Origin of the sequence: Mycobacterium branderi (genome assembly GCF_010728725.1) — a bacterium.
In the GTDB taxonomy this organism is placed as follows: Bacteria; Actinomycetota; Actinomycetes; order Mycobacteriales; family Mycobacteriaceae; genus Mycobacterium; species Mycobacterium branderi.
This window is the reverse complement of record NZ_AP022606.1, coordinates 4312776-4335749: the sequence shown is the minus strand read 5'-3', so window position 1 is coordinate 4335749 and position 22974 is coordinate 4312776. Positions and strand designations below refer to the sequence as shown.

Sequence of the window (22974 nt, the reverse complement as noted above, 5' to 3'; positions counted from 1 at the left end):
ATTTTGACGGGATCACGACCCTCAACGCAATCTCACGGCAATAGTTGGTGAGCGGATCAGATCAGGCATGAGACAACTCCACCCGGACGATGACACTGTCGGGCCACACGGTGCGCTGGCGACTGCGCCGTAGTTTCTCACGCCAGCACAGATCCTGGTGCACGTTGGTGACGCCCGGGACTTTGATCATCGGCACGGTGTTCCACTGCCAGCCATACCGCTGATGCAGTACGCGGTTGCCGGCTTCCGCGTCGGCACCGGACAAGACGGCGGCATGGCCGGTGACCGTCGTCGCGCCCGGACGGATCCGGCCGCGGTAGTCGCAGGCGGTGAGCTCGACGTGGGGGTGCGCCGTCAGGCGGCGTGTCTTCGGGCCCACCTTGGTTCGAAATAGCAGCGCGTTTCGGTCGAGGGCGAACCAGATCGGCGTGTCAACCGGCGTGCCATCGCGCCGGAATGTTCGGAGCAGGGCATAGCGAGAACGGCTCAGGTCGGGGAACACGTGCATGGCCACAGTCAACGACTTAGAGTTGGCTCTAAGTCAAGCGGGGAGGTTGCGATGGCCCTGACGATCGGTGACGTTGCCCGCGAATCGGGCGTCGCCCCGACCGCGCTGCGCTACTACGAGAAGATCGGCCTGGTGCCGGCGCCGGCGAGGATCGGCGGTCAGCGCCGCTACGACGACGCCGTGCTGGCCCGGCTGGAAGTCATCCGGCTCTGCAAATCGGCCGGCTTCGCGCTGGACGAAATCCAGGTGTTGTTCGCCGACGACGCGCCTGGGCGCCCGGTCAGCCGGGCCCTCGCCGAGGCCAAACTCGCCGAGATCGACGCCCAGATGGCGTCGCTGGCGCGCGCCCGCGCGGTGATCGAGTGGGGAATGCGCTGCACCTGTCCGTCAATCGACGCCTGCACGTGTGGCATTCATGCCGCCTTGCCCTTGTAGACGACGCCCTCTTTCATCACGAAGTCCACCTGTCCGGTGACCTCGATGTCGGCGAACGGATCACCGGGCATCGCGACCAGATCGGCGACCTTGCCCTCGGCAATCACGCCGAGGTCGTCGAGCCGCAGCAGTTCGGCGGCCACGCTGGTGGCGGCTTGCAGGGCCCGCAACGGGCTGATGCCGGTGGACACCATCATCGGGAATTCGCGCCAATTCTCGTGATGGGGAAACATGCCTGCGTCGGTGCCGAACGCGATGCGCACGTTGCTGTCGGCCAGCCGCTCGGCGGCGTCCAGCAACGGCCCGCGGTACTTGCGGAACTTGCGCAGCGCGTACTCGGGAACGTCGGCCAGAAACGGGTCGTCGGCGGGGCGCCGGGCGCCGGAGAGGATGGCGTACTGCGTCGGGACCATGAAAACCCCGGCGTCCTCCATCATTCGCAATGTCTCGGCAGAGGCGAGGTTGCCGTGCTCGATGCTGCGCACGCCGGCGCGCACGGCGCGCTGGATGCCTTCGTCGCCGTAGCTGTGCGGGGTGACCGGGATGTCGAGGTCGGTGGCCGTGGCGACCAGGATGTCCATCTCCTCCTGGCTGTAGGTGGGGCGGCCGGGATCGTCGGACGGCGAGGCGAACCCGCCGGTCGCCGCGAACTTGATCCAGTCGGCGCCGGCCCGGATCTCCTGCCTGACGCGCGAGCGGATCTCGTCACCGCCGTCGGCCGCGGCCAGCTCGAGCGGCCGCGTCGCTCCCTGATATTCGTCGGCGAGGAATCCGCTGAAGTCGCCGTGCCCGCCACGCGCGGAAATCATGTGCGGCGCCACCACCATTCGCGGTCCCTCGATCAGGCGGGCCGCCACCGCGTCGCGCAGGTCGATCGTCGGGTAGTCGACGTCGCCGCAACCCAAGTCGCGGATAGTGGTGAACCCGTTGCTGAGCAAGGCCCGCAACACCGGCAGGGACATCAGCGCCTTGGCGGTGCTCGAGTGCCTGGCCAGTTGCGGGCCCAGCGGCGGCGCCACCGTCACATGGGTGTGGCAATCGATGAACCCCGGCGTCACCGTGTGTCCGGACAGATCGACGACCCGCGCGTCGGCTGGCGGCTCGATGGCGGTGCCGATCCGCTGGATCCGGTCGTCGACGACGAGCACTTGCCGCGGAGCGGCGAAGTCCGACATCCCGTCCCATACGTTGGCACCGGTGATCAGCGTCGCCGCCATGTCGGCGAACCTACTCCTGCGACGATCCCGTTTGTGCTCTGATCGGAGTACCGAAGGGAGACGGACATGACCACCGCCCGAACCTTGCCCGAGGCATTCCAGCGCACCGCGGCGATCGATCCGGACGCCGTGGCGCTGCGCACGCCCGGCGACACGCAGACGCTGACGTGGCGCGACTACGCGGCGCAAGTGCACCGGGTCGCAGCCGGGCTGGCCGGGCTCGGGGTGCGTCGCGGCGACACCGTGTCGCTGATGATGGCCAACCGGATCGAGTTCTACCCACTCGAGGTGGGCGCACAACACGTCGGCGCCACGTCGTTCTCCGTGTACAACACGCTGCCCGCCGAGCAACTGACCTACCTGTTCGGCAATGCCGGCACCAAGGTGGTGATGTGCGAGGCCGCCTACGTCGACCGGATCCGCGCAAGCGGTGCGCCGATCGAGCACATCGTGTGCATCGACGGTTCACCGCCGGGCACGCTCTCGGTTGAGGATCTGTATGCCGCCGCCCACGACGACTTCGACTTCGAATCCACTTGGCGCGCAGTGCAACCCGATGACGTCGTCACGCTCATCTACACGTCGGGTACCACCGGTAACCCCAAGGGTGTGGAGATGACGCACGCCAACCTGCTGTTCGAGGCGGAAGCTCTCGACGCCGTCCTCGGCGTCGAATTCGGCGACCGGATAACCTCTTTCCTTCCCTCGGCGCACATCGCCGACCGGATGATGGCGTTGTACAACCAGGAAGTCTTCGGAACGCAGGTTACGGTGGTGTCAGACGCGCGTGCCATCGCGGCTGCGTTGCCCGACGTGCGGCCCACCATTTGGGGTGCGGTACCCCGGGTGTGGGAAAAGCTCAAGGCTGCAATCGAATTCGCGGTGGCGAACGAGCCGGACGAGGAGCGTCGTCTCGCGTTGCAGTGGGCGCTGACGCTCGCAAGGAAACGCGCCGACGCGTTGATCGCCGGCGAGCCGGCGCCCGACGACGTGGCGGCGGAATGGGCGACGGCGGACGAGCTGGTGCTGTCCAAGCTCCGCGCCAGGCTGGGGCTGGACCAGCTGCGGTGGGCGGTGTCCGGGGCGGCCCCGATTCCCAAGGAAACTCTCGGCTTCTTCGCCGGCATCGGTATCCCGATCTCCGAGGTGTGGGGCATGTCGGAGCTCAGTTGCGTTGCCAGCGTGGTCCATCCACGCGAGGGACGGCTCGGGACGGTCGGAAAATTGCTGCCCGGCCTGGAGTGCAAAATCGCCGACGACGGCGAGTTTTTGGTGCGCGGGCCGCTGGTGATGAAGGGCTACCGCAAGGAGCCGGCGAAGACGGCCGACGCGATCGACCCCGACGGCTGGCTGCACACCGGCGACATCCTCGACGTCGACGAAGACGGCTACCTGCGGGTGGTCGACCGCAAGAAGGAACTGATCATCAACGCGGCCGGCAAGAACATGTCCCCGGCCAACATCGAGAACGCGATCATGGCGGCCTGCCCGATGATCGGTGCCATGGTCACGATCGGTGACGGCCGGCCGTTCAACACCGCGTTGCTGGTCTTCGACGCCGACTCGGTGGCGCCGTATGCCGCCCAGCACGGTCTCGACCCGTCGGCGGCGGCGCTGGCGGCCGACCCGGAGGTGATCGCGCGGATCGCGGCGGGAGTGGCCGAGGGCAACGCCAAACTGTCGCGGGTCGAGCAGATCAAGCGGTTCCGGATCCTGCCGACGTTGTGGGAGCCGGGCGGCGACGAGATCACGCTGACGATGAAGCTCAAACGACGTCCGATCGCCGAGAAGTACGCCGCTGAGATCGAAGAGCTTTACGCCAGCGAGCCGGGACCCGACGTGCACGAACCCAGGGCCGCCACGACGGCGCAACCGGCTTAGTTGCGGGAAAGCGTCTTGAACGTCAGCCCGGACACGACTGCCACCGCCGCGGCGGCGAGAACCGACGGCGCGGCGCTGGTGGTCAGCAGCCCGACGACCGTGAAAGTGACCAGGCCGGCGAGCAACGCGACCAGCTTGTAGCGCGGCCACGGCACACCGGCGAGCAGTACGGGTTGCGGCGCTGTCACGAGGTTCAGGATACCGGGCACTCGAGTTTTCGGCCAGCCGAAACATCGGATCCGGGCCGCCTGGGTTGGGTGCCTTCTAAGGTGGGTGGCATGCCGCTATCAGGTGAATACGCGCCCAGTCCGCTGGAGTGGTCTCGTGAGCAGGCCGAGAAGTACGCCGCCTCCGGCGGGACCGAGGGCACCGAGATGCAGGGAAAACCCGTCATCCTGCTGACCACGGTGGGAGCCAAAACCGGCAAACTCCGCAAGACGCCGCTGATGCGGGTCGAGCACAACGGCGAGTACGCGATCGTCGCGTCGTTGGGCGGCGCCCCGAAAAACCCGGTCTGGTACTACAACGTCAAGAAGAACCCGCGGGTCGAGTTGCAGGACGGCCCGGTCAGCGGGGACTACGAGGCGCGCGAGGTCTTCGGCGACGAGAAAGCCGTCTGGTGGCAGCGGGCCGTCGAGGCGTGGCCGGACTACGCCAAATACCAGGCCAAGACCGACCGGCAAATTCCGGTGTTCGTGCTGACCCCTGTGCACTGAACTGCCTGTTGGGTGGCACCATTGATCGGTGTCCGCCGAACCGAGCCAGACGCCGAGCACCCCGGTCACCGGGCCGCTGACCGCGGCCGACATCGACGCGGCGGCCGACCGAATTGCCGGGGTGGTCACGCCGACACCGCTGCAGCTCTGTGACCGGCTGTCGGCGATCACCGGCGCCCGGGTCTACCTCAAACGAGAAGACCTGCAGTCGGTTCGTTCCTACAAGCTGCGCGGCGCCTACAACCTGCTGGTGCAGCTGTCGCCGGAAGAGGTCGCCGCGGGCGTGGTGTGCTCGTCGGCTGGCAACCATGCGCAGGGCTTCGCGTTCGCCTGCCGCGCACTGGGAATCCACGGGCGGGTCTACGTGCCGGCCAAGACGCCCAAGCAGAAACGTGATCGCATCCGCTACCACGGCGGGGACTTCATCGAGCTGATCGTGGGCGGCACGACCTACGACCTGGCCGCCCAGGCGGCGCTCGACGATGTGGCCAGGTCCGGCGCCACCCTGGTCCCACCGTTCGACGACGTGCGGACCATTGCCGGGCAGGGCACCATCGCCGTCGAACTGCTCGACCAGCTCGGCGCCGAGCCGGATCTGGTGGTGGTGCCGGTCGGCGGCGGCGGCTGCATCGCAGGTATCACCACCTATCTGGCCGAGCGGACGACGAACACCTCGGTGCTGGGCGTCGAACCCGCGGGCGCGGCGGCGATGATGGCCGCGCTGGCCGCCGGCGAGCCGGTCACGCTGGACTACGTCGACCAGTTCGTCGACGGCGCCGCGGTGAACCGGGCCGGGACGCTGACGTACGCGGCGCTGGCCGCCGCCGGGGACATGGTGTCGATCACAGCGGTCGACGAGGGCGCGGTCTGCACCGCGATGCTCGACCTGTACCAGCACGAGGGCATCATCGCCGAGCCGGCCGGCGCGCTGTCGGTGGCCGGACTGCTGGAGACCGACGTTGAGCCGGATTCGACTGTGGTTTGCCTGATTTCGGGCGGCAACAACGACGTGTCCCGCTACGGGGAAGTGCTGGAGCGGTCGCTGGTTCATCTCGGCCTCAAGCACTATTTCCTCGTCGACTTCCCGCAGGAGCCGGGCGCATTGCGCCGATTCCTCGACGACGTGCTCGGACCCAACGACGACATCACGCTGTTCGAATACGTCAAACGCAACAACCGCGAGACGGGCGAAGCGCTGGTGGGCATCGAGCTGGGCTCGGCGGCCGATCTGGACGGCCTGCTGGAGCGAATGCGCGCCACCGAGATTCATGTCGAGGCTCTGGAGCCGGGCTCGCCCGCCTACCGCTATTTGCTGTAGCCGTCACTCCGCGAGCGTGCACAGTTGGACACGATTTGCGGCGTGTCGGCGTGCAACACACACGCTCGCGGTCAGGCCCGCAGGATCGCGAAAGAATGGCCGGGCAGTTCGGTCGACGTGTCGCCGACGTGCGGCGGGTCCCATGCCAGCACCACCTCGCCGCCGGCCGGAATCCGTGTGGCGTCGGCGCCCAGGTTGCAGGCGATGGCGATCCCGCCGCGGCGCAGCACAATCCAGCGCTGGTCTTCGTCGTAGTCGATGCCCAGGTCGTCAAGCCACGGGTCGGCCAAGTCAGGCTCGTTGCGCCGCAACGTGATCAGGTCTCGATACGCCTCGAGCAGTCGCGCGTGTTCGTTGGTGTCAGCCTCGTCCCAGTCGAGTTTTGAGCGGGCGAAGGTCTGCGGATCCTGCGGGTCGGGGATGTCCTCGGCGTCCCAGCCGTGCTCGGCGAACTCGCGCTTGCGGCCCTCGGCGGTGGCGCGGGCCAGTTCGGGTTCGGGATGCGAGCTGAAGAACTGGAACGGGGTGGACGCTCCCCACTCCTCTCCCATGAAAAGCATTGCAGTGTAAGGTGATCCGAGCACCAGTGCGGCTTTGACGGCGAGCTGACCGGGAGAGAGGTTCTGCGACGGGCGATCCCCGACGGCTCGGTTGCCGACTTGGTCGTGAGTGCAGGTGTAGGCCAGCAGCCGGGTGGCCGGAATTTTCGACGTGTCCAGTGGCCGGCCGTGGCGGCGGCGCCGAAACGACGAATAGGTGCCGGCGTGGAAGAAACCATTGCGCAGTGTCGTGGCCAAGGTGGCCATCGAGCCGAAATCGGCGTAGTAGCCCTGCCGTTCGCCCGAGACCGCGGTGTGGATTGCGTGGTGGATGTCGTCGTCCCACTGTGCGGTGAGCCCGTAACCGCCTTGGTCGCGGGGCGTGATCAGACGCGGGTCGTTCAGATCGCTTTCGGCAACCAGCGACAGCGGTCGGCCGAGTTGCGCTGCGAGCGCATCGGTTTCGGATGCAAGCTCCTCGAGGATGTGGATCGCGGTGGTGTCCACCAGGGCGTGCACGGCGTCGAGCCGCAGCCCGTCGGCGTGGAAGTCGCGCATCCAGCGCAGCGCGCAGCCGATGATGTAGCGTCGCACCTCGTCGGAGTCGGCGTCGGCGATGTTGATGCCCTCACCCCACGGGTTGCTGCCCGACGACAAGTATGGGCCGAACCGCGGCAGGTAGTTGCCCGACGGCCCGAGGTGATTGAACACCGCATCGATCAACACCCCAAGACCGCGACGATGGCAGGCGTCGACGAACCGCACCAGCCCGTCCGGCCCGCCGTAAGGCTCGTGCACCGCATACCACAGCACGCCGTCGTAACCCCAGCCGTGCGTCCCGGAGAACGCGTTCACCGGCATCAGCTCGACGAAGTCGACCCCGAGATCGACCAAATAGTCCAGTTTTTCGACGGCCGAGTCGAAAGTGCCGCCCGGCGTGAAGGTTCCGAGATGCAGTTCATAGATCACCGCACCCTCGACCGACCGGCCGGCCCAGTCTCCGTCGGTCCAAGCCGCCGCCGACGGGTCCCACAGTTGCGAGCGTTCGTGTACGCCTTCGGGCTGGCGGGCCGAGCGGGGGTCCGGCAGCACCTTCGGGTCGTCGTCGAGCAGGTATCCGTAGCGGGCGTTTGGTGCGGTGTCGACGGTGGCGCGCCACCACCCGTCGGCCGAGCGGGTCATCGCGTGCACCGTCCCGTCGACGTCGAGGCGTACCTGTTCGGGCTTCGGCGCCCACACTGCGAATTCAGTCATCGGCGCGTTCCAGCAACACGACGGGCAACTCGGCGAACAAGTCGGCCGCGGCCGTCGACGCGCTCCAGCGTTTGCCGGTCAGCGTGTCGGTCCACGAGCCGGCAGGCAGCGGTACCGCGGTGTCGCCCCAGCCGCTGTCCTGCAGATGCACGGTCCACCGGGTGACCGCTACCACGACGTCGCCGCCGCGTTGGAACGCCACCACGTGATCGGCCCCGTTGCCGGTGGCGAGCACAGGATGATAACCGCCGTGCAGGAAGGTATCGGGGTGGGCGCGACGCAGCCGCAGCGCCGCCGCAACCACCCGGATCTTGGGGTGCTGCACCGTTTTCAGCGCCTCGCGGCGGACGGTGTAGTCGACCGGGCGCCGGTTGTCCGGGTCCACCAGGCTGTCGTCCCACAGCTCGGTGCCCTGATAGATGTCCGGGATGCCCGGGACTGTCAACGCCAGGAGCTTCTGGCCGAGCGCGTCGCTTTCGGCATGCGGATTCAGTTGGGCCACCAGATTGGTCAGCTCGCGGGCCGCCGGCCCGTCGAGCACCGTGTCGAGCCAGCGATGTACGGCGCCCTCGAAGTCGCTGTCCGGGTCGTGCCACGAGGTGTGCCATGCCGCTTCGCGGATTGCCTTTTCGGCGTAGCCGTGCAGTCGCTCGCGCAACTCAGCGGTGACCTCACCGTCGAGCGGCCAGACGCCGAAGATGTTCTGCCACAGGAACAATCCGGTTGCCGGGTCAGGCGAGGGCGTTCTGGTTTCCCAGCGGGCGACGAATTCGGCCCACAGCGACGGCACCTGCGAGAGCACCCCGATACGCGCGCGCACGTCTTCGCCGCGTTTGGTGTCATGGGTGGTCAGGGTCGTCATCGTGTGCGGCCACAGCCGGGCCCGGGTGGCGGCGCTGTGGTGGAACTCCGCCGCGCCGACGCCGAACCGCTGCGGGTCGCCGCCGACCTCGTTGAGCGACACCAGCCGGGCATCGCGGTAGAACAGGCAGTCCTCGACCGCCTTGGCCGTCACCGCGCCGCACAGCTGCTGCAGCCGCACCGCCGGCTCGCCGCCACCGGCCACTGCGGCGGCGATCAGCTGCAGCGGCGGACCGAGTTCCGGTGCGCCGGCCTGGGTTTCGGCGAAAGCTGCCGGCAACAACGCGGCCAGCCCGCGGTAGTCGCTGCGGTATACGCCGATGTGGCCGAGCAGCGCCGCCACCGCCTCGGGCAGTGCCGGATGGTCGGCGCCGGCGGCCGCGACAATGCAGCGCCGCAGCCGGGCAAGCTCGCTGGCCAGTGTGACGGTGGTCGCGACACCTTTGAGTTCACGCAACAGCGCCGGCATCGCCTGGTAGTCGACGCCGGCGGATTCGAACAACGCCGTCAACGCCGGCGCCCCGGAGGGATCCACGAAAAGCCCGCCGATTTCCCGCAATACGTCGTAGCCGGTGGTGCCGGCCACCGGCAGGGTCGGCTCCAGTGCCTCGTCGACGGCCAGAATCTTCTCGATCACGATCCACGGCTGCGGGCCCAGCAGCTCGCGCAGCCATTCCAAATAGCCGCTCGGATCGGACAATCCGTCGGGGTGGTCGATCCGAATGCCGTCGACGAGCCCGTCCGACACCCAGCGGGCCACTTCGGCGTGCCACGCGTCGAACACCGTACGGTCTTCCTGACGAAGCCCGGCCAGCGAGGTGATCGAAAAGAACCGGCGGTAGCCGCAGACGCCGTTGCGCCAGCCAACCAGCCGGTAATGCTGGCGGTCGTGCACCTCGGTCCCGGTACCGGTGCCCGTGCCCGGGGCAATCGGGAACGCCAGGTCGCCGAGTCGCAGCACGTCGCCGTCCACGGTCAGGTCGGCGACGTCGTCGTCGGAACCCAAGACCGGCAAGATGATTCGGCCGTCACCCAGATCCCAGTCGATGTCGAAGAACGACGCGTAGGCCGACGACCGGCCATGCCGCAGCACATCCCACCACCACGGGTTCTGCTGCGGCTGGTCGATGCCGACGTGGTTGGGCACGATGTCCACAACCAGGCCCATGCCACGCTTGCGCGCCGCCGCCGAGAGCCGGGCCAACCCTTCCGCGCCGCCGAGTTCTGCGGACACTGTCGTCGGATCGGTGACGTCGTACCCGTGCGTGGACCCGCTGACGGCGGTCATGATCGGCGAGAGGTACACGTGCGACACCCCGAGGTCGTCGAGGTAGTCCAGCAGGTTCTCGGCGTCGGCGAACGTGAACCCGAACCCACTGGATGCACCGCGCAGCTGCAACCGGTAGGTCGCCAGTACCGGATAAGCCATGCGTTACAACGTCTTACGCAACACGAGCAGAGCGCGGGCAGGCAGCGAAATCTCGTCGCCGTCGTTGACCACCAGTTCTACTTCACCGGTCGGATCGGTGGTGTCGAGCACTGCCGTCCACTCGTGGGCGTAGTCGTCGGGAGGCATCACGAAGTCGACTTCGTGGTCGTGGGCGTTGAAGCACAACAAAAACGAGTCGTCGACAATTCGCTCGCCGCGGCGGTCGGGTTCGGGGATCGCGTCGCCGTTGAGGAAGACGGCGATCCCCCTGCCGAAGTCGCTGTCCCAGTCTTCGGGCGTCATCTCTTGGCCGGCCGGTGTCAGCCAGGCGATGTCGCGGACCTCCTCGCCGCGGCGAATCGGTTGGCCGGCGAAGAACCGGCGGCGGCGGAACACCGGGTGCTCGGCGCGCAGACCGGTCACCTTGCGGGTGAAGGCCAGCAGGTCGGCGTTCTTGTCGGCCAATGACCAGTCCATCCAAGACAATTCGGAGTCCTGGCAGTAGACGTTGTTGTTGCCCTGTTGCGTGCGGGCCATCTCGTCGCCGTGCGCGATCATCGGCGTGCCCTGCGACACCATCAGCGTGGCCATGATGTTGCGCATTTGCCGCGCCCGCAGTGCCAGGATGTCGGGGTCGTCGGTGGGTCCCTCGACGCCGCAGTTCCACGACCGGTTGTAGCTTTCCCCGTCGCGGTTGTCCTCGCCGTTGGCTTCGTTGTGTTTCTCGTTGTAGGACACCAGGTCATGCAGCGTGAACCCGTCGTGGGCGACGACGAAGTTGATGCTGGCGGACGGTCGCCGCCCGGTTGCTTCATAGAGGTCGCTCGACCCGGTCAGCCGGGACGCGAACTCGCCCAGGGTTGCGGGCTCGCCCCGCCAGTAGTCACGCACGGTGTCCCGATATTTCCCGTTCCATTCGGTCCACAAACCTGGGAAGTTGCCGACCTGGTAACCGCCCTCGCCGACATCCCACGGCTCGGCGATCAGCTTGACCTGGCTGACCACCGGGTCCTGCTGCACCAGATCGAAGAACGCGCTCAATCGGTCGACGTCGTAGAACTCGCGGGCCAGCGTGGAGGCCAGGTCGAAGCGGAATCCGTCGACGTGCATCTCGGTCACCCAGTACCGCAGCGAGTCCATGATCAGCTGCAGGGTGTGCGGGTTGCGGGCGTTGAGGCTGTTGCCGGTGCCGGTGAAATCCTTGTAGAACCTCGGGTCGTCGTCTTCCAACCGGTAGTAGGCGGCGTTGTCGATGCCGCGGAAGTTGATCGTGGGACCCAGGTGGTTGCCCTCGGCGGTGTGGTTGTAGACCACGTCGAGGATCACCTCGATGCCGGCCTCGTGGAAAGTGCGGACCATGGTCTTGAATTCCGGCACCGCCGCACCGGCCTGCCGGTTGGCCGCGTACTGGTTGTGCGGGGCGAAGAAGCCGAAGGTGTTGTAGCCCCAGTAGTTTCGCAGCCCCAGCTCGACCAGCCGGTGGTCGTGCAGGAACTGGTGTACCGGCATCAGTTCGATCGCAGTGACATTCAGCGACTTGAGGTGTTCGATGATCGCCGGATGAGCCAGACCGGCGTAGGTGCCGCGCAATTCTTCGGGGACACCGGGATGGGTCTGCGTCATCCCCTTCACGTGCGCTTCGTAGATGATCGTTTCGTTGTAGGGGGTGCGCGGCGCCCGGTCCGAAGCCCAGTCGAAATACGGGTTGATCACCACGGAAGTCATCGTGTGCCCGAGCGAGTCGATCCTCGGCGGAGTGCCGGTGTCGGCCGGGTCCTTGGCGGCGGCCGCCATGTCGTAGGAGAACAGCGCCTGGCCGAATTTGAAGTCCCCGTCGAACGCCTTGCCGTACGGGTCGAGCAACAGCTTGCTCGAGTCACAGCGATGCCCGGCGGCCGGCTCGAACGGCCCGTGCACCCGAAAGCCGTAACGCTGACCGGGGCCGACGTTCGGCAGGTAGGCGTGCCACACGTATCCGTCGACCTCTTCGAGGTTGACGCGGGTCTCGGCACCGTCCTCGTCGATCAGGCACAGCTCGACCTTTTCGGCGACCTCGGAGAACAACGCGAAGTTCGTCCCGCCACCGTCGTAGGTGGCCCCGAGCGGATAGCTGTTGCCCGGCCACACCGTGGTCAAGGTGAGCACGTTGTCCGATTGCAGGCCTGAGCTATTCGATGCCATCAGTCAAACCTATCCGTGCCGCAGACGAGGTCACCACCAGCCGGTCGCCGCGGCGATCTGCCGGCCGAGCTCGCCCGCCAGCGTGCGCATGTAGGTGGCGGAAATGTGATGGGCGTCGTGGTAGATCAGCACGTTTCCCTCGACCGCACGGCACATGTCGGCCCGGCAGATCGCATCGCTTAAGTCCAGTGGCTTGAGGATCGGAAACTGGCCGACGAAATCGAGCGTCGGGTTGCGGTCGGAGAGCACTTCGGAGCGCTTGATCCCGCACGACTGTGCATTGCCGCCCTTGGCCAGGCAGTCGGCCGGCTGGAACGGGTTGCCGTCCTTGACCAGCCACGGCGTGTCCCGCATGGCCAGAACCGGAATGTTGTTGTCGGAGAACGCCTGCCAGATGCCGATGTAGGTTCCCGGCATCACGTCGCCGGGTTTGATGTTCCACGGCCGGGTGGATGTGGTGAATACGTAGTCGGGACGGTCCGCGATCACCTTGGCCATGGTCTTTTGTACCCACTCATGGCACTGCGGGTACGCCTCGTTGTTGCCCATGATCAACGGGACTTCCTCGGTGGACAGCGGGCAACCCATCTTCAGATAGGTCACCACCTTGAAGTGGTGCATGCGGCCCAGCAAGTCGAGCGCGGTGAGCCAGTGTTCGGCGTGCGAGCCGCCGGCCAGTGCGATGGTGCGGGTGGCGTCGTGGTCGCCGTAGGTGCAGTTGATCAGCGCGGGGTTGTTGAAGTCACTGATGCAGCCGTCCCGCGTCGACGGCGGCAGGTCGTTCTCGGCCTCCAACACCGTCGGCCGCATCCGCAGCTTGGGCACCCGCACGTGCTTGACCAGCGCCCGCGCCCCCGGATAGTCGCGCGAGGAAAGCCCGCTGAGCTCCTTGCCGTCCGCGCGCTGCACGGTGACATGCTCGCGCCACGTGAACGATGTGGCGGTCAGCGTCACGCCGAGTAGTGCCACCACCGAGCCCAGCGCGATCGTCGGCCGGCGCAGCCGTTGCCGCCACGGAATCACGGGCTGCGGCGCGGGGTTGGCGGGCGCCCGGTATCGCAGCGGATCCTCGACATGCCGCATGGTCAGGTAGGCCAGCACGCCGGAGATCAGCAACACCGCGCTGCCCTCGAGGAAGTTGGCCCGCCGGTGGCCGGTATAGGACAGCCAGAAGATGAGCAGCGGCCAGTGCCAGAGGTACAGCGAGTAGGCCATCGCCCCGAGGGTCACCAGCGGGCCCGTCGCCAGAATCCGGTTGGGCAGCGGCAGCCGGTCGCGCGTGCCCGGATCCGACTGGCGGTTGGCCCCGGCCAGGATGAACAGGACCGTCGCGCCGACCGGAACCAGCGTCCACGGCCCCGGGAACTCGCGGACGCCGTCGATGAGCGCACCGCACGACACGATCGCCGCCAGGGCGACGGTTGCGACGAGCGTCCGCAGCCACATCGGCCAGCGGATGTAGGGGACCAGCGCGCCGGCCAGCGCCCCCAGGAGCAGTTCCCAGCCGCGGGCGAAGCTGTTGTAGTAGGCCGTCGCCTGGTTGGCCTGGTGCGCGAAGATCGCGAACACGAACGACGCCGTCGTCAACGCGCTCAGCACCACGATGAACACGGACCGCAGCCGGTGACCGAACCGGCGCCGGCACACAGACGCCACGCCGAACACCAGCGCCAGAAACGCGATGTAGAACTGGCCCTGCACCGACATCGACCAGATGTGCTGCAGCGGGCTGACCGCCTCGCCGGCGCGCAGATAGTCGGCCACGGTGTGGGCCAGTTCCCAGTTCTGGTAGTAGCCCAGGCTGGCCAGGCTCTGGTTGGCGAATGTCTCCCAGCGGGTCTGCGGCTGCACCAGAATGGTCAGCACCGCGCATCCGGCGAGCACCACCACCAGCGCCGGCAGCAGCCGGCGGACCAGCCGGGTGATTTCGGGCAGCAGCGACAGCGACGACGCCGGGTTCAGCGCCGTGCGAAGTACCTTGCCGCCGAAGAAGAATCCGGACAGGGCAAGGAAAACGTCGACGCCGCCGGAGACCCGTCCGAACCAGACGTGGAACATCGCGACCAAGGCGATCGCAATGCCGCGCAAGCCGTCGAGGTCGTGCCGGTAGAAGCCTGTCTTGCGGGTTCCCATCGCGGCCGGTGCAGAATCCGCGCGGGCTGCGGGCGCCGGGCGGGTAGGGGACAGGGCAATCATGGTCGACAGTCAATTTACCTAACTGCTCGACCGCTCCCGGCGCGCTCGTAGCGCCGATTACTCGATGATCCGGGTCAGATAGGGCGTCATGTTGGTGGTACGGGCGGCCGAGACTGTGACGGCGGGCTCGGTCGCTTCGATCATCTGCCCGTTGCCCAGGTAGATCGCGACGCTCTGGCTGCCGCCGGGCCCGTAGCAGATCAGGTCGCCGCGACGGGCCTGCGCGGGCGGGACCTTGCGCCCGACGTTGCATTGCTGGCCGGAGGTCCGGGGCATCTTGATCCCGGCGCCGGCGAAGGCGTACTGGACCAGACCGGAGGCGTCGAACCCGACGGTTCCCGCGTTGGGGACGGTCGCAGCGCCCGGCAGGGTGGGCGTACCCGGGTAGGTGCCGGCACGTGGAACGGTGCTGACACCCGGGACGGAGTTTGCGCTCTGGCGGACGCCGTTGGTGGGCCCGGACGCGTTGCCACCGCCGTAGACGTATGGCACTCCGCGCTGGGACAGGGCGCGCTGGATCACGACATCGATGGGTTGCCCATACCCTGTTCGCTGGTCGGCGGCCGCGACGCCCGGGTTGACGACCGCGGGCGCAGCCAACACTGCCAGGCTGGCCGCGACGGCGTAGACGCGTTTCATGGGATTCCACCCCTCTCGACCACTGTATTCACAGCAGTCACTTAAGTCACTCTTGTAACAGAGGGTACCGCCAGCGGACGTGCCGGCTAAGCCGGCGGGGAGAAATTTGTCGGACCGTGACCCAACGGTGACCGCTCGGCGCCGAAACCCGAATCCTGTGCGGCCCGTTGTGATTTGGCTCTCAGTGCGTCAGCGCCAATAGGGTTCGCTGAAGGCGGTTATCGCCGAGCCGGCCAGCGAGCTGAGCATGACGATGGCAACCGCCAGCAGCGGCCAGAAGAACAGGTACCAGCCCTTGACGAGGGACACGAACGGGCCGATCACCGCCGCGGCCGCCGCCGCGCCGATTCCGCCCCACACCACCGGGTAGATCCACTGGTCGATCCCGAATGGCACCGGCGGGCAATTGTCGGCCGGACACACCTGTGCGAGGAAGCCGAACAGAACGGACGGCAAATCCGTCGTGACGGCCACGACCACGACAACCACCCATATCGCGGCGGTGCAGAGCAGGTCCCAGACGGCCAGGCGCACCCGGGGCCTCGGCGATGTCATGGTGTCCCATGCTCCCGGATAGCCGAGGATCCGGCGACCGGAGTTACTCTCGGTCACCATGCCCGCGTTGACGCCTCAGCAGATCAGCGCGATCGACGCCGCGCATCTGTGGCATCCCTACAGCACGATCGGCGCGGAAGCGGTGGCCCCGGTGGTGGCGGTCGGGGCCCGCGGGGCATGGTTGACACTCATCCGCGACGAGGGGCCGGTCGAAGCGCTGGACGCGATGAGCTCCTGGTGGACCGCGATCCACGGCCACGGCCACCCCGTGCTGGACAAGGCGCTCGCCACCCAGCTGGACACGATGAACCACGTCATGTTCGGCGGGCTGACCCACGAGCCCGCCGCCCGACTGGCCCAGCTGCTGGTCGACCTGACCCCGGCCGGGCTGGAGACGGTGTTCTTTTCCGACTCGGGGTCGGTGTCGGTGGAGGTCGCGGTCAAGATGGCGTTGCAGTACTGGCGCAGCCGCGGCGAGTACGCCAAACGGCGGCTGATGACCTGGCGCGGCGGCTACCACGGCGACACCTTCACCCCGATGAGCATCTGCGACCCCGACGGCGGCATGCATTCGCTGTGGACCGACGTGCTGGCCAGCCAGGTGTTCGCCCCGCAGGTGCCCCGCGACTACCACCCGGACTACAGCGCCGCGTTCGAGGCCCAATTGGCCGAGCACGCGGCCGAGCTGGCCGCAGTCGTCGTCGAGCCCGTCGTGCAGGGCGCCGGCGGGATGCGCTTCCACGACCCGCGCTACCTGACCGACCTGCGCGACATCTGCAACCGGCACGGGGTGTTGTTGGTTTTCGACGAGATCGCCACCGGCTTCGGCCGCACCGGCGAGTTGTTCGCGGCCGACCACGCCGGGGTCAGCCCGGACATCATGTGCGTCGGCAAGGCGCTGACCGGCGGCTACCTCAGCCTGGCGGCCACGCTGTGCACCGCCGAGATCGCACAGACGGTCAGCTCCGGGGCGGCCGGCGCACTGATGCATGGGCCGACGTTCATGGCCAACGCGCTGGCGTGTGCGGTGTCGGTGGCCAGCGTCGAACTGCTGCTCGGGCAGGACTGGCAGGGCACGGTGGCCGACATCAGTGCCGGGCTCGGGGCGGGCTTGGAGGCCGCCCGCGGTTTGCCCGCGGTGACCGACGTCCGGGTGTGCGGCGCGATCGGCGTCATCGAATGCGACCGGCCCGTCGACCTGGCCGTGGCCACCCCGGCCGCGCTGGACCGCGGGGTGTGGCTGCGGCCGTTTCGCAACCTGATCTACGCCATGCCCCCGTTCATCTGCACACCCGACGAGATCGCGCAGGTCACCTCGGCGATGGTCGACGTCGCGGGCCTCGTAGGCTGAACGCCGATGACGCAGATCGACGTGTCGCCGCTGGCGTGGCTGGAGGCGGTGGAACAGCAGCGCCGCGCGGCCGGGTTGCGGCGCTCGCTGCGGCCGCGCCCGCCGGTGGCCACCGAACTGGACCTGGCGTCCAACGACTATCTGGGTCTGTCTCAGCATCCCGACGTCATCGAGGGCGGCGTGGACGCGCTGCGGACCTGGGGAACCGGCGCCACCGGGTCGCGGTTGGTGACCGGCGACACCGAGCTGCACCAGGAATTCGAGGCAACGCTTGCCGAATTCGTCGGCGCCGCAGCGGGTTTGGTGTTTTCGTCGGGATACACCGCCAACCTCGGTGCCGTGGTCGGGCTGTCCGGTCCGGGATCGCTCTTGGTGTCGGACGCCTACTCGCACGCGTCGCTGGTCGACGCGTGCCGGCTGTCGCGGGCCCGGGTGGTGGTCACTCCGCACCGCGACGTCGACGCCGTCGAGGCGGCGTTGGCGGCGCGCGACGAGGAGCGCGCCGTCGTCGTCACCGACTCGGTGTTCTCTGCAGACGGCGCGCTGGCTCCGCTGCGGCAGTTGCACGAGGCGTGCCGGCGGCACCGTGCGCTGCTGATCGTCGACGAGGCGCACGGCCTCGGCGTGCGCGGCGGCGACGGCCGCGGGCTGCTGCACGAGCTCGGCCTGGCCGGCGCCCCGGACGTGGTGATGACGACGACGCTGTCCAAGGCGCTCGGCAGCCAGGGCGGCGCGGTGCTCGGCTCGACCGCCGTGCGCGACCACCTGATCGACGCCGCCCGGCCGTTCATCTTCGACACCGGTCTGGCGCCCGCGGCGGTGGGCGCGGCGCTGGCGGCGCTGCGGGTGCTGGCCGCCGAGCCGTGGCGGCCGAAGGCGGTGCTGCAGCACGCGGGCACGCTGGCGCAGATCTGCGACGTTCCCGAGGTGCCCGAGTCGGCCGTCGTCTCGGTGATCCTCGGCGACCCCGAGGTGGCGCTGGCGGCCGCCACCGCCTGCCTGGACGCCGGCGTGCGGGTCGGCTGTTTCCGCCCGCCGACGGTGCCCGCCGGCACCTCGCGGCTGCGGCTGACCGCGCGGGCGTCGCTGGACGCCGACGAGCTCGAGCTGGCCCGCAAAGTGCTGACCGACGTGCTGTCGGGCCGTTGACGGTCCTGGTCGTCACCGGCACCGGGACCGGAGTAGGCAAGACGATCGCCACCGCGGCGCTGGCCTGCCATGCCCGCCAGGCCGGCCTGGACGTCGCGGTGTGCAAACCGGTGCAGACCGGCACCGACGCCGGCGACGACGACCTCGCCGACGTGGCCCGGTTGTCGGGAGTCGCCAAAGTCGTTGGGCTGGCGCGCTATCCGCAGCCGATGGCGCCGGTGGCCGCCGCCGAGCTGGCCGGGATGAGCCTGCCCACCCGTGACGACGTGGTGGGCGCGATCCGTTGCATCGACCGGGCGGGCCGATTGACGCTCGTCGAGGGCGCGGGCGGTTTACTGGTCGAGTTGGCGCAAGACGGAACCACGTTGCGCGACATCGCCGTTGGCCTCGACGCGGCGGTGCTCGTGGTGGCGACCGCCGAGCTGGGCACCCTCAACCACACCGCACTCACGCTGGAAGCCCTTGCCACACATGGCGTTTCGTGTGCCGGGCTGGTGATCGGCAGCTGGCCGGCGCAACCCGGCGTGGTGGAGGCGTCGAACCGGCAAGCGCTGGAACGGTTGGCCACGGTGCGGGCGGCGCTGCCCGCGGGGGCCGGATCCATGAAGCCACCGGAATTCTCCGCAATGAGCGTGCAGGCGTTCGACCCTCACTGGGTGACGTCGTTGGTCGGCTGATGGTTCATTCGATCGAGCTGGTCTTCGACCCCGACAGCGAGACGGCCATCCGCCGGATCTGGGAAGAGTTGGCGCACGCCGGGATACCCAGCCAGGCGCCAGCGTCGCGCCCGCACGTGACGCTGGTGGTGGCCGACCACATCGCGCCGGACGTCGACGCGCTACTAGCGCCTCTCGCGCAGCGGCTCCCGCTCGCGTGCACCGTTGGGGCGTCGCTGCTGTTCGGCAAGAGCAATGCGATTCTGACGCGGCTCGTCGTGCCGACAGCCGAGCTGCTGGCCCTGCATGCCGAGGTGTACCGGCGCTGCCTTCCGCACATGGCGCCGGCGCCCATGCCCAACTGCCTGCCCGGGCAGTGGACCGCGCACACCACGCTGGCCCGCCGGGTCGGCGGGCATCAACTGGGCCGGGCCCTGCGCATCGCGGGGCGCCCGGCGCAATTCGACGGCCGCTTCGTCGCGCTGCGCCGCTGGGACGGCAAGCAACGCGCCGAATATCTGATCGGCTAAGCGGGCACTCGCGCCTGTTGCACCCAGGCGCGGCGCTCGTCGATCGTGCGACCCAGGTCCTGCAACAGCAGCGGTTTGTGCATGACCAACTCGACGAGGTGATCGCGGTCGATTTCGAGCGCCGTCACCTCAACCACTGCATGCGCATCGGCCAGGTTGGGTTGGCGGGTCAGCGCCGTCACGCCGAGGAACGAGCCGTCGTCCAAAGTGCCGACCACGACGACCGATTCGTCCTGAGCGACCGCGGTCAACCGGACGCTTCCGGCGATCAAGAACGTCATCTTGGCGGGCACGCGACCGGCCTGCTCGACGATCTCACCTTCTCCGTAGCGGACGACTTTCGCGTGCGACCGCAGCGCCTGCTGATCAGTTTGGTTGAGCCGCAACGCCGGAGCCACCACTGTGCGCAGCGCCTGTTCGATGCGCTCGGTCGTCGAGATGTCGTCGTCGGCGCCGTCGAGATGGAGGCCCTCCCGGCGTGAGGCATACCAGAGCCACCGCAGAAACGTGGCCTGCGCGGCGGAGTCGTCCGCCGGCGACTTCAACCCGACGGTGACGCGATATTCGGCGCCTCCCACCGGCATCGACGTGGCTGCTACGTCGGTTCTGCGCTGCGGCAACGCATCAGCGACGCGGTCCAGCAGCGCGCACACTCGGTCGGGCGGGTCGGCTTCGGAGAACGTGGTCGTGATCACCAGGTGGTGCCCACCGGGGGGACGGCTGAGATTCGTGAACGAGGTGGTGGCCAGCACCGAGTTCGGGGTGATCTGCAGTCCGCGGCCCGTCTGGATATGCACGGAACGCCAGTTCGCCTCCACGATCTGACCCCGGGCTGCCGGCGTGTCCAGCCAGTCTCCGATCCGGAACGGCTGCTCGAACAACATGAACAGGCCCGAGACGATCTGGCCCACGGAGTTTTGCAGCATCAAGCCGATGACCACCGAGGTGACGCCCAGCGCGGTGAAAAGGCCGCCGACCCGCACACCCCAGACGTATGACAAGATGACCGCCAGTCCCACGCCGATCAGCAAGAACCGGGTCACGTCGAGGAAGATGCCGGGAATCCGCTGCCGCCAGGACCCCTGCGGCGCGCCCTCGAACACCGTTGCGTTCAGCCCGGACAGCAACAGCACAAGCACCACAAAGCCGAACACCGTCGCAAGAACGCGCACCGACGTGAACGCGGCGGGCATCTTCGCCACCTGCACGAGCAGCACCAGAAGTGCACCAAGCGGCACCAGGTAACTGCGCAGCAGCATGACGGGCCGAGCGAGATGACTGTTCTTGCGGACGAGGCTCTGGTGCCACTCGGTGAGGCCGATCAGCAGCAGCGGCAAGCCGAATACCACGCTCGCGGCCCAGTAAAGCGTCGACGCGCCAATGCCGTTCACTGTTCCTCCGACAAACGCCAGATCTGCTGTTCCGTGCCGCCGACGGCGACGGTGCCCGCCGGCACGAATTGGCGGATGTCGCGCATCGCCTCGTAGACCCCGGCGGTGACATAAATCCCTGACTGCCCCGATTGTGTTGTGCCGCTACACATCTGGTTTGCCAAATTGACCGCTGCGCCCCACATGTCGTAGACCATGCTGGTCCGTCCGACCAGGCCGCTGATCACGTTGCCGGTGTTGATACCCGCCCGGACGGCCAGGTGATAGCCCGTGCGGCTGTTGAAACGGCTGATGATTCCCTGCATCTCCACGGCGAATTCGACGGTGCGGTGGATGCTGTCCAGGCGCGGCACGTTCAGCCCGCAGCTGGCGAGGTAACCGTTGTGCAGTGTGCGAACCGGCTCGACGCCAAGCGCTTCCGCGGCGGAATCGAGTTCCTGGATCAGCTCGTCGACGATCCCTACCAGTTCGTGGCCCGCTAGCCGGTTCGACATCTCGTCCAGGCCCACGATGTCGGCGAAGATGACGGTGACGTCTTGGTGTTCCTGGGCAATCTGCTCGCCCTCGCGGTAACGCTGCGCGACCGGCTCGGGCATCAACGACGCAAGCAACCGGTCGTTTTCCTTGCGCTGTTCGGTCAGCAGATCTTCTTTGATCTGCAGATTGCGGCTCATCTCGTTGAAAGCGGTGGTCAGTTCACCGATTTCATCGCGTGAGGTCACCGGGATCGTGACGTCGTAGTTTCCGGCGCTGATCTGGTGCGTGCCGGCCTGTAGCCGCCGGATGGGCCGCACGAATATCTGCGCCACCAGCAACGCGCCCACGCAGATGAGGAAAACCATTGCCGTAGTGGTCACCACGAGTGTCCGGGTGAGTGCGTCTATCCGGGCATTGGCCTCGTCCGTTTCCCTGGTCGCCACGATCGACCAGTGCAGGTCGGAATTCGGCACGCTCAGCGGAGCGTAAGCCACCAGCTCGCGACGGCCGAGATAGCTGGTGTCGATGACGGTTCCGGTGTGGCCGCGTTGCGCGGCGCCCACCGCTGCGGTCGCGACAGGCTGCACCAGCGTGGTGCCGCCCCACTTGATCGCCTTGTCGGCGGTATCGGGCCGGGTGCCCGCCGCGACCGCCTCACGCTTGTATCGCTGTGGGTCTTCGAGGAACAGTCGCGAATCGGAACGCATCAGATTGTCGGGTCCGGCCAGATAAGTCTCGGCGGTCCGGCCCATACCGGCGGCCTCCCAGCGCCGGTCGGCCGTCATGATGCGGTTGACCTTGGCGATCGGCAACGGCAGTGCCAGGACTCCGGCTACTTTGCCGGGCGGGCCGATCGGTGCGACCAGCCATGCGACGGGCGCGCCGAGCTGAGGCTGGTACGGCTGAAAGTCGGTGATCCACACGAAATCTGTAGAGTTCGTGGCCATCGCCTTCTGGTAGGCGTCACGCAGGTTGGACTGTCGGTAGGGGCCGGTGAGGATGTTGGTGCCCAGCGAGGGGCTTTTGCGCACGCTGTACACCACGTTGCCGCGGGTGTCGAGGAGCAGGGCGTCGCGATATTCGAAGCGGACCGCGATCTCGCGGAAGTAGTCGTCGAATCGGGCGTTTGCTGCCGACCAAGCGCTGCCGTCGCCGGCGTCGTCCGGTGGGGATGACGCGCCCGTGACGGTGTAGTGCGCCTGCAGGTATTTCTGCGAATTACTGTTGGGCAACAGCGCATTGAGATCGAGCGTGGTGCCGGTGTCGCGTTCGACGGGTTTGATCACCTTGTCGGTGTAATAGTTCACCAGCGCCTGCTGTTGCCCTGGATCGATCGTCGCGTTGGACAGTTGGTCGAAGCCGGCGGTGAACGCCCGGACGGCGTCCAGTGCGGTGGACCCGCGGCTGTAAACGACCAATGAATTGGTCAGGTCGGCGAACAGCGTCTCCACCGCTCGCTTTTGCGCCTCGCGCAATTGCGTCATCCGCTCGGAGGCGGTGGGCAGCAGTGCGTTACGGGCGGCGACGTACTCGACCACTCCGATCACACCCAATGACGCGAGGCTGGCCACCAGCAGCATCAGCATGATCTTGGACTGGATGCTGATCCGAGACAGCGTCCGTGGACGCTTACGCTTGCGGGCCGGTTCGGTCGAATGCGACGTCAATTCGCTTCCTTTCGCCAGGTCCGC

19 protein-coding genes are annotated in these 22974 nt (G+C 67.6%); 8 read left to right on the top strand and 11 right to left on the bottom strand.

Annotated elements, in window-relative coordinates:
* Positions 1-61: 61 nt before the first annotated feature.
* On the bottom strand, positions 62-508 hold the full coding sequence (locus G6N47_RS20905; protein WP_139799613.1) for a PPOX class F420-dependent oxidoreductase: 447 nt from the start codon (positions 506-508) through the stop codon (positions 62-64).
* Positions 509-559: 51 nt separating this feature from the next.
* Between G6N47_RS20905 and G6N47_RS20900 the strand changes: the two genes are divergently transcribed.
* Positions 560-943 (top strand): MerR family transcriptional regulator, encoded by a 384-nt coding sequence (locus G6N47_RS20900; RefSeq protein ID WP_083132910.1) that lies wholly within the window; start codon positions 560-562, stop codon positions 941-943.
* On the opposite strand, the gene G6N47_RS20895 is transcribed toward G6N47_RS20900, so the two are convergent.
* Positions 922-2160: a metal-dependent hydrolase family protein gene (locus G6N47_RS20895; protein WP_083132909.1), complete on the bottom strand. Its 1239-nt coding sequence runs from the start codon at positions 2158-2160 to the stop codon at positions 922-924. The two genes, G6N47_RS20900 and G6N47_RS20895, sit on opposite strands and share 22 nt — an antisense overlap.
* Positions 2161-2226: 66 nt before the next feature.
* On the opposite strand from G6N47_RS20895, the gene fadD11 reads away from it, so the two are divergent.
* A complete protein-coding gene (gene fadD11 / locus G6N47_RS20890) occupies positions 2227-4041 on the top strand; it encodes a fatty acid--CoA ligase FadD11 (RefSeq protein WP_083132908.1) in 1815 nt (604 codons plus the stop codon).
* Here fadD11 and G6N47_RS20885 read toward each other — a convergent pair.
* Positions 4038-4229, bottom strand: a complete 192-nt coding sequence (locus G6N47_RS20885; RefSeq protein ID WP_179966405.1) for a hypothetical protein — start codon at positions 4227-4229, stop codon at positions 4038-4040. The genes fadD11 and G6N47_RS20885 overlap by 4 nt on opposite strands.
* A gap of 90 nt (positions 4230-4319) precedes the next feature.
* On the opposite strand from G6N47_RS20885, the gene G6N47_RS20880 reads away from it, so the two are divergent.
* Both G6N47_RS20880 and ilvA read left to right on the top strand, forming a co-directional pair.
* On the top strand, positions 4320-4757 hold the full coding sequence (locus G6N47_RS20880; RefSeq protein WP_083132950.1) for a nitroreductase family deazaflavin-dependent oxidoreductase: 438 nt from the start codon (positions 4320-4322) through the stop codon (positions 4755-4757).
* A gap of 28 nt (positions 4758-4785) precedes the next feature.
* Entirely contained in the window at positions 4786-6075 is a 1290-nt protein-coding gene (gene ilvA / locus G6N47_RS20875) for a threonine ammonia-lyase (protein WP_083132906.1), read from the top strand.
* Between the two features lie 71 nt (positions 6076-6146).
* On the opposite strand, the gene treZ is transcribed toward ilvA, so the two are convergent.
* The 6 genes from treZ to G6N47_RS20845 all read right to left on the bottom strand — a co-directional run bounded on the left by treZ (position 6147) and on the right by G6N47_RS20845 (position 15789).
* The gene (gene treZ / locus G6N47_RS20870; protein ID WP_083132905.1) at positions 6147-7868 is read right to left on the bottom strand and encodes a malto-oligosyltrehalose trehalohydrolase; all 1722 of its coding nucleotides are present in this window, start codon (positions 7866-7868) and stop codon (positions 6147-6149) included.
* On the bottom strand, positions 7861-10158 hold the full coding sequence (treY, locus tag G6N47_RS20865; protein ID WP_083132904.1) for a malto-oligosyltrehalose synthase: 2298 nt from the start codon (positions 10156-10158) through the stop codon (positions 7861-7863). Before treY ends, treZ begins: the two co-directional genes overlap by 8 nt.
* Before the next feature lie 3 nt (positions 10159-10161).
* A complete protein-coding gene (gene glgX / locus G6N47_RS20860; RefSeq protein ID WP_083132903.1) occupies positions 10162-12339 on the bottom strand; it encodes a glycogen debranching protein GlgX in 2178 nt (725 codons plus the stop codon).
* A 30-nt stretch (positions 12340-12369) separates the two neighbouring features.
* Entirely contained in the window at positions 12370-14535 is a 2166-nt protein-coding gene (locus tag G6N47_RS20855; RefSeq protein ID WP_083132902.1) for an acyltransferase family protein, read from the bottom strand.
* Positions 14536-14592: 57 nt separating this feature from the next.
* On the bottom strand, positions 14593-15174 hold the full coding sequence (gene ripD / locus G6N47_RS20850; protein ID WP_083132901.1) for an NlpC/P60 family peptidoglycan-binding protein RipD: 582 nt from the start codon (positions 15172-15174) through the stop codon (positions 14593-14595).
* Between the two features lie 189 nt (positions 15175-15363).
* Entirely contained in the window at positions 15364-15789 is a 426-nt protein-coding gene (locus G6N47_RS20845) for a hypothetical protein (RefSeq protein ID WP_232080259.1), read from the bottom strand.
* Between G6N47_RS20845 and G6N47_RS20840 the strand changes: the two genes are divergently transcribed.
* From G6N47_RS20840 to G6N47_RS20825, 4 genes are read left to right on the top strand one after another with little or no spacing between them, the layout of a single operon-like run.
* Positions 15788-17080, top strand: coding sequence for an adenosylmethionine--8-amino-7-oxononanoate transaminase (locus G6N47_RS20840; RefSeq protein WP_083132900.1), 1293 nt, complete (start codon positions 15788-15790; stop codon positions 17078-17080). The genes G6N47_RS20845 and G6N47_RS20840 overlap by 2 nt on opposite strands.
* 6 nt (positions 17081-17086) lie before the next feature.
* Positions 17087-18229, top strand: coding sequence for an 8-amino-7-oxononanoate synthase (locus tag G6N47_RS20835; protein WP_083132899.1), 1143 nt, complete (start codon positions 17087-17089; stop codon positions 18227-18229).
* Entirely contained in the window at positions 18226-18906 is a 681-nt protein-coding gene (bioD, locus tag G6N47_RS20830; protein ID WP_083132898.1) for a dethiobiotin synthase, read from the top strand. The genes G6N47_RS20835 and bioD overlap by 4 nt, the downstream gene beginning before the upstream one ends.
* The gene (locus tag G6N47_RS20825; RefSeq protein WP_083132897.1) at positions 18906-19415 is read left to right on the top strand and encodes a 2'-5' RNA ligase family protein; all 510 of its coding nucleotides are present in this window, start codon (positions 18906-18908) and stop codon (positions 19413-19415) included. Before bioD ends, G6N47_RS20825 begins: the two co-directional genes overlap by 1 nt.
* On the opposite strand, the gene G6N47_RS20820 is transcribed toward G6N47_RS20825, so the two are convergent.
* Both G6N47_RS20820 and G6N47_RS20815 read right to left on the bottom strand, forming a co-directional pair.
* Entirely contained in the window at positions 19412-20806 is a 1395-nt protein-coding gene (locus G6N47_RS20820) for a mechanosensitive ion channel family protein (RefSeq protein WP_179966404.1), read from the bottom strand. The genes G6N47_RS20825 and G6N47_RS20820 overlap by 4 nt on opposite strands.
* Positions 20803-22968, bottom strand: a complete 2166-nt coding sequence (locus tag G6N47_RS20815; protein ID WP_083132947.1) for an adenylate/guanylate cyclase domain-containing protein — start codon at positions 22966-22968, stop codon at positions 20803-20805. Before G6N47_RS20815 ends, G6N47_RS20820 begins: the two co-directional genes overlap by 4 nt.
* Positions 22969-22974 lie beyond the last annotated feature (6 nt).

What these genes read in the sequence shown, in the direction of transcription:
- G6N47_RS20905 (WP_139799613.1), bottom strand. Translation starts at nt 508, where the DNA reads ATGCACGTGTTCCCCGACCTGAGCCGTTCTCGCTATGCCCTGCTCCGA.
- G6N47_RS20900 (WP_083132910.1), top strand. Translation starts at nt 560, where the DNA reads ATGGCCCTGACGATCGGTGACGTTGCCCGCGAATCGGGCGTCGCCCCG.
- G6N47_RS20895 (WP_083132909.1), bottom strand. Translation starts at nt 2,160, where the DNA reads ATGGCGGCGACGCTGATCACCGGTGCCAACGTATGGGACGGGATGTCG.
- fadD11 (WP_083132908.1), top strand. Translation starts at nt 2,227, where the DNA reads ATGACCACCGCCCGAACCTTGCCCGAGGCATTCCAGCGCACCGCGGCG.
- G6N47_RS20880 (WP_083132950.1), top strand. Translation starts at nt 4,320, where the DNA reads ATGCCGCTATCAGGTGAATACGCGCCCAGTCCGCTGGAGTGGTCTCGT.
- treZ (WP_083132905.1), bottom strand. Translation starts at nt 7,868, where the DNA reads ATGACTGAATTCGCAGTGTGGGCGCCGAAGCCCGAACAGGTACGCCTC.
- treY (WP_083132904.1), bottom strand. Translation starts at nt 10,158, where the DNA reads ATGGCTTATCCGGTACTGGCGACCTACCGGTTGCAGCTGCGCGGTGCA.
- glgX (WP_083132903.1), bottom strand. Translation starts at nt 12,339, where the DNA reads ATGGCATCGAATAGCTCAGGCCTGCAATCGGACAACGTGCTCACCTTG.
- G6N47_RS20855 (WP_083132902.1), bottom strand. Translation starts at nt 14,535, where the DNA reads ATGATTGCCCTGTCCCCTACCCGCCCGGCGCCCGCAGCCCGCGCGGAT.
- ripD (WP_083132901.1), bottom strand. Translation starts at nt 15,174, where the DNA reads ATGAAACGCGTCTACGCCGTCGCGGCCAGCCTGGCAGTGTTGGCTGCG.
- G6N47_RS20840 (WP_083132900.1), top strand. Translation starts at nt 15,788, where the DNA reads ATGCCCGCGTTGACGCCTCAGCAGATCAGCGCGATCGACGCCGCGCAT.
- G6N47_RS20845 (WP_232080259.1), bottom strand. Translation starts at nt 15,789, where the DNA reads ATGGTGACCGAGAGTAACTCCGGTCGCCGGATCCTCGGCTATCCGGGA.
- G6N47_RS20835 (WP_083132899.1), top strand. Translation starts at nt 17,087, where the DNA reads ATGACGCAGATCGACGTGTCGCCGCTGGCGTGGCTGGAGGCGGTGGAA.
- G6N47_RS20825 (WP_083132897.1), top strand. Translation starts at nt 18,906, where the DNA reads ATGGTTCATTCGATCGAGCTGGTCTTCGACCCCGACAGCGAGACGGCC.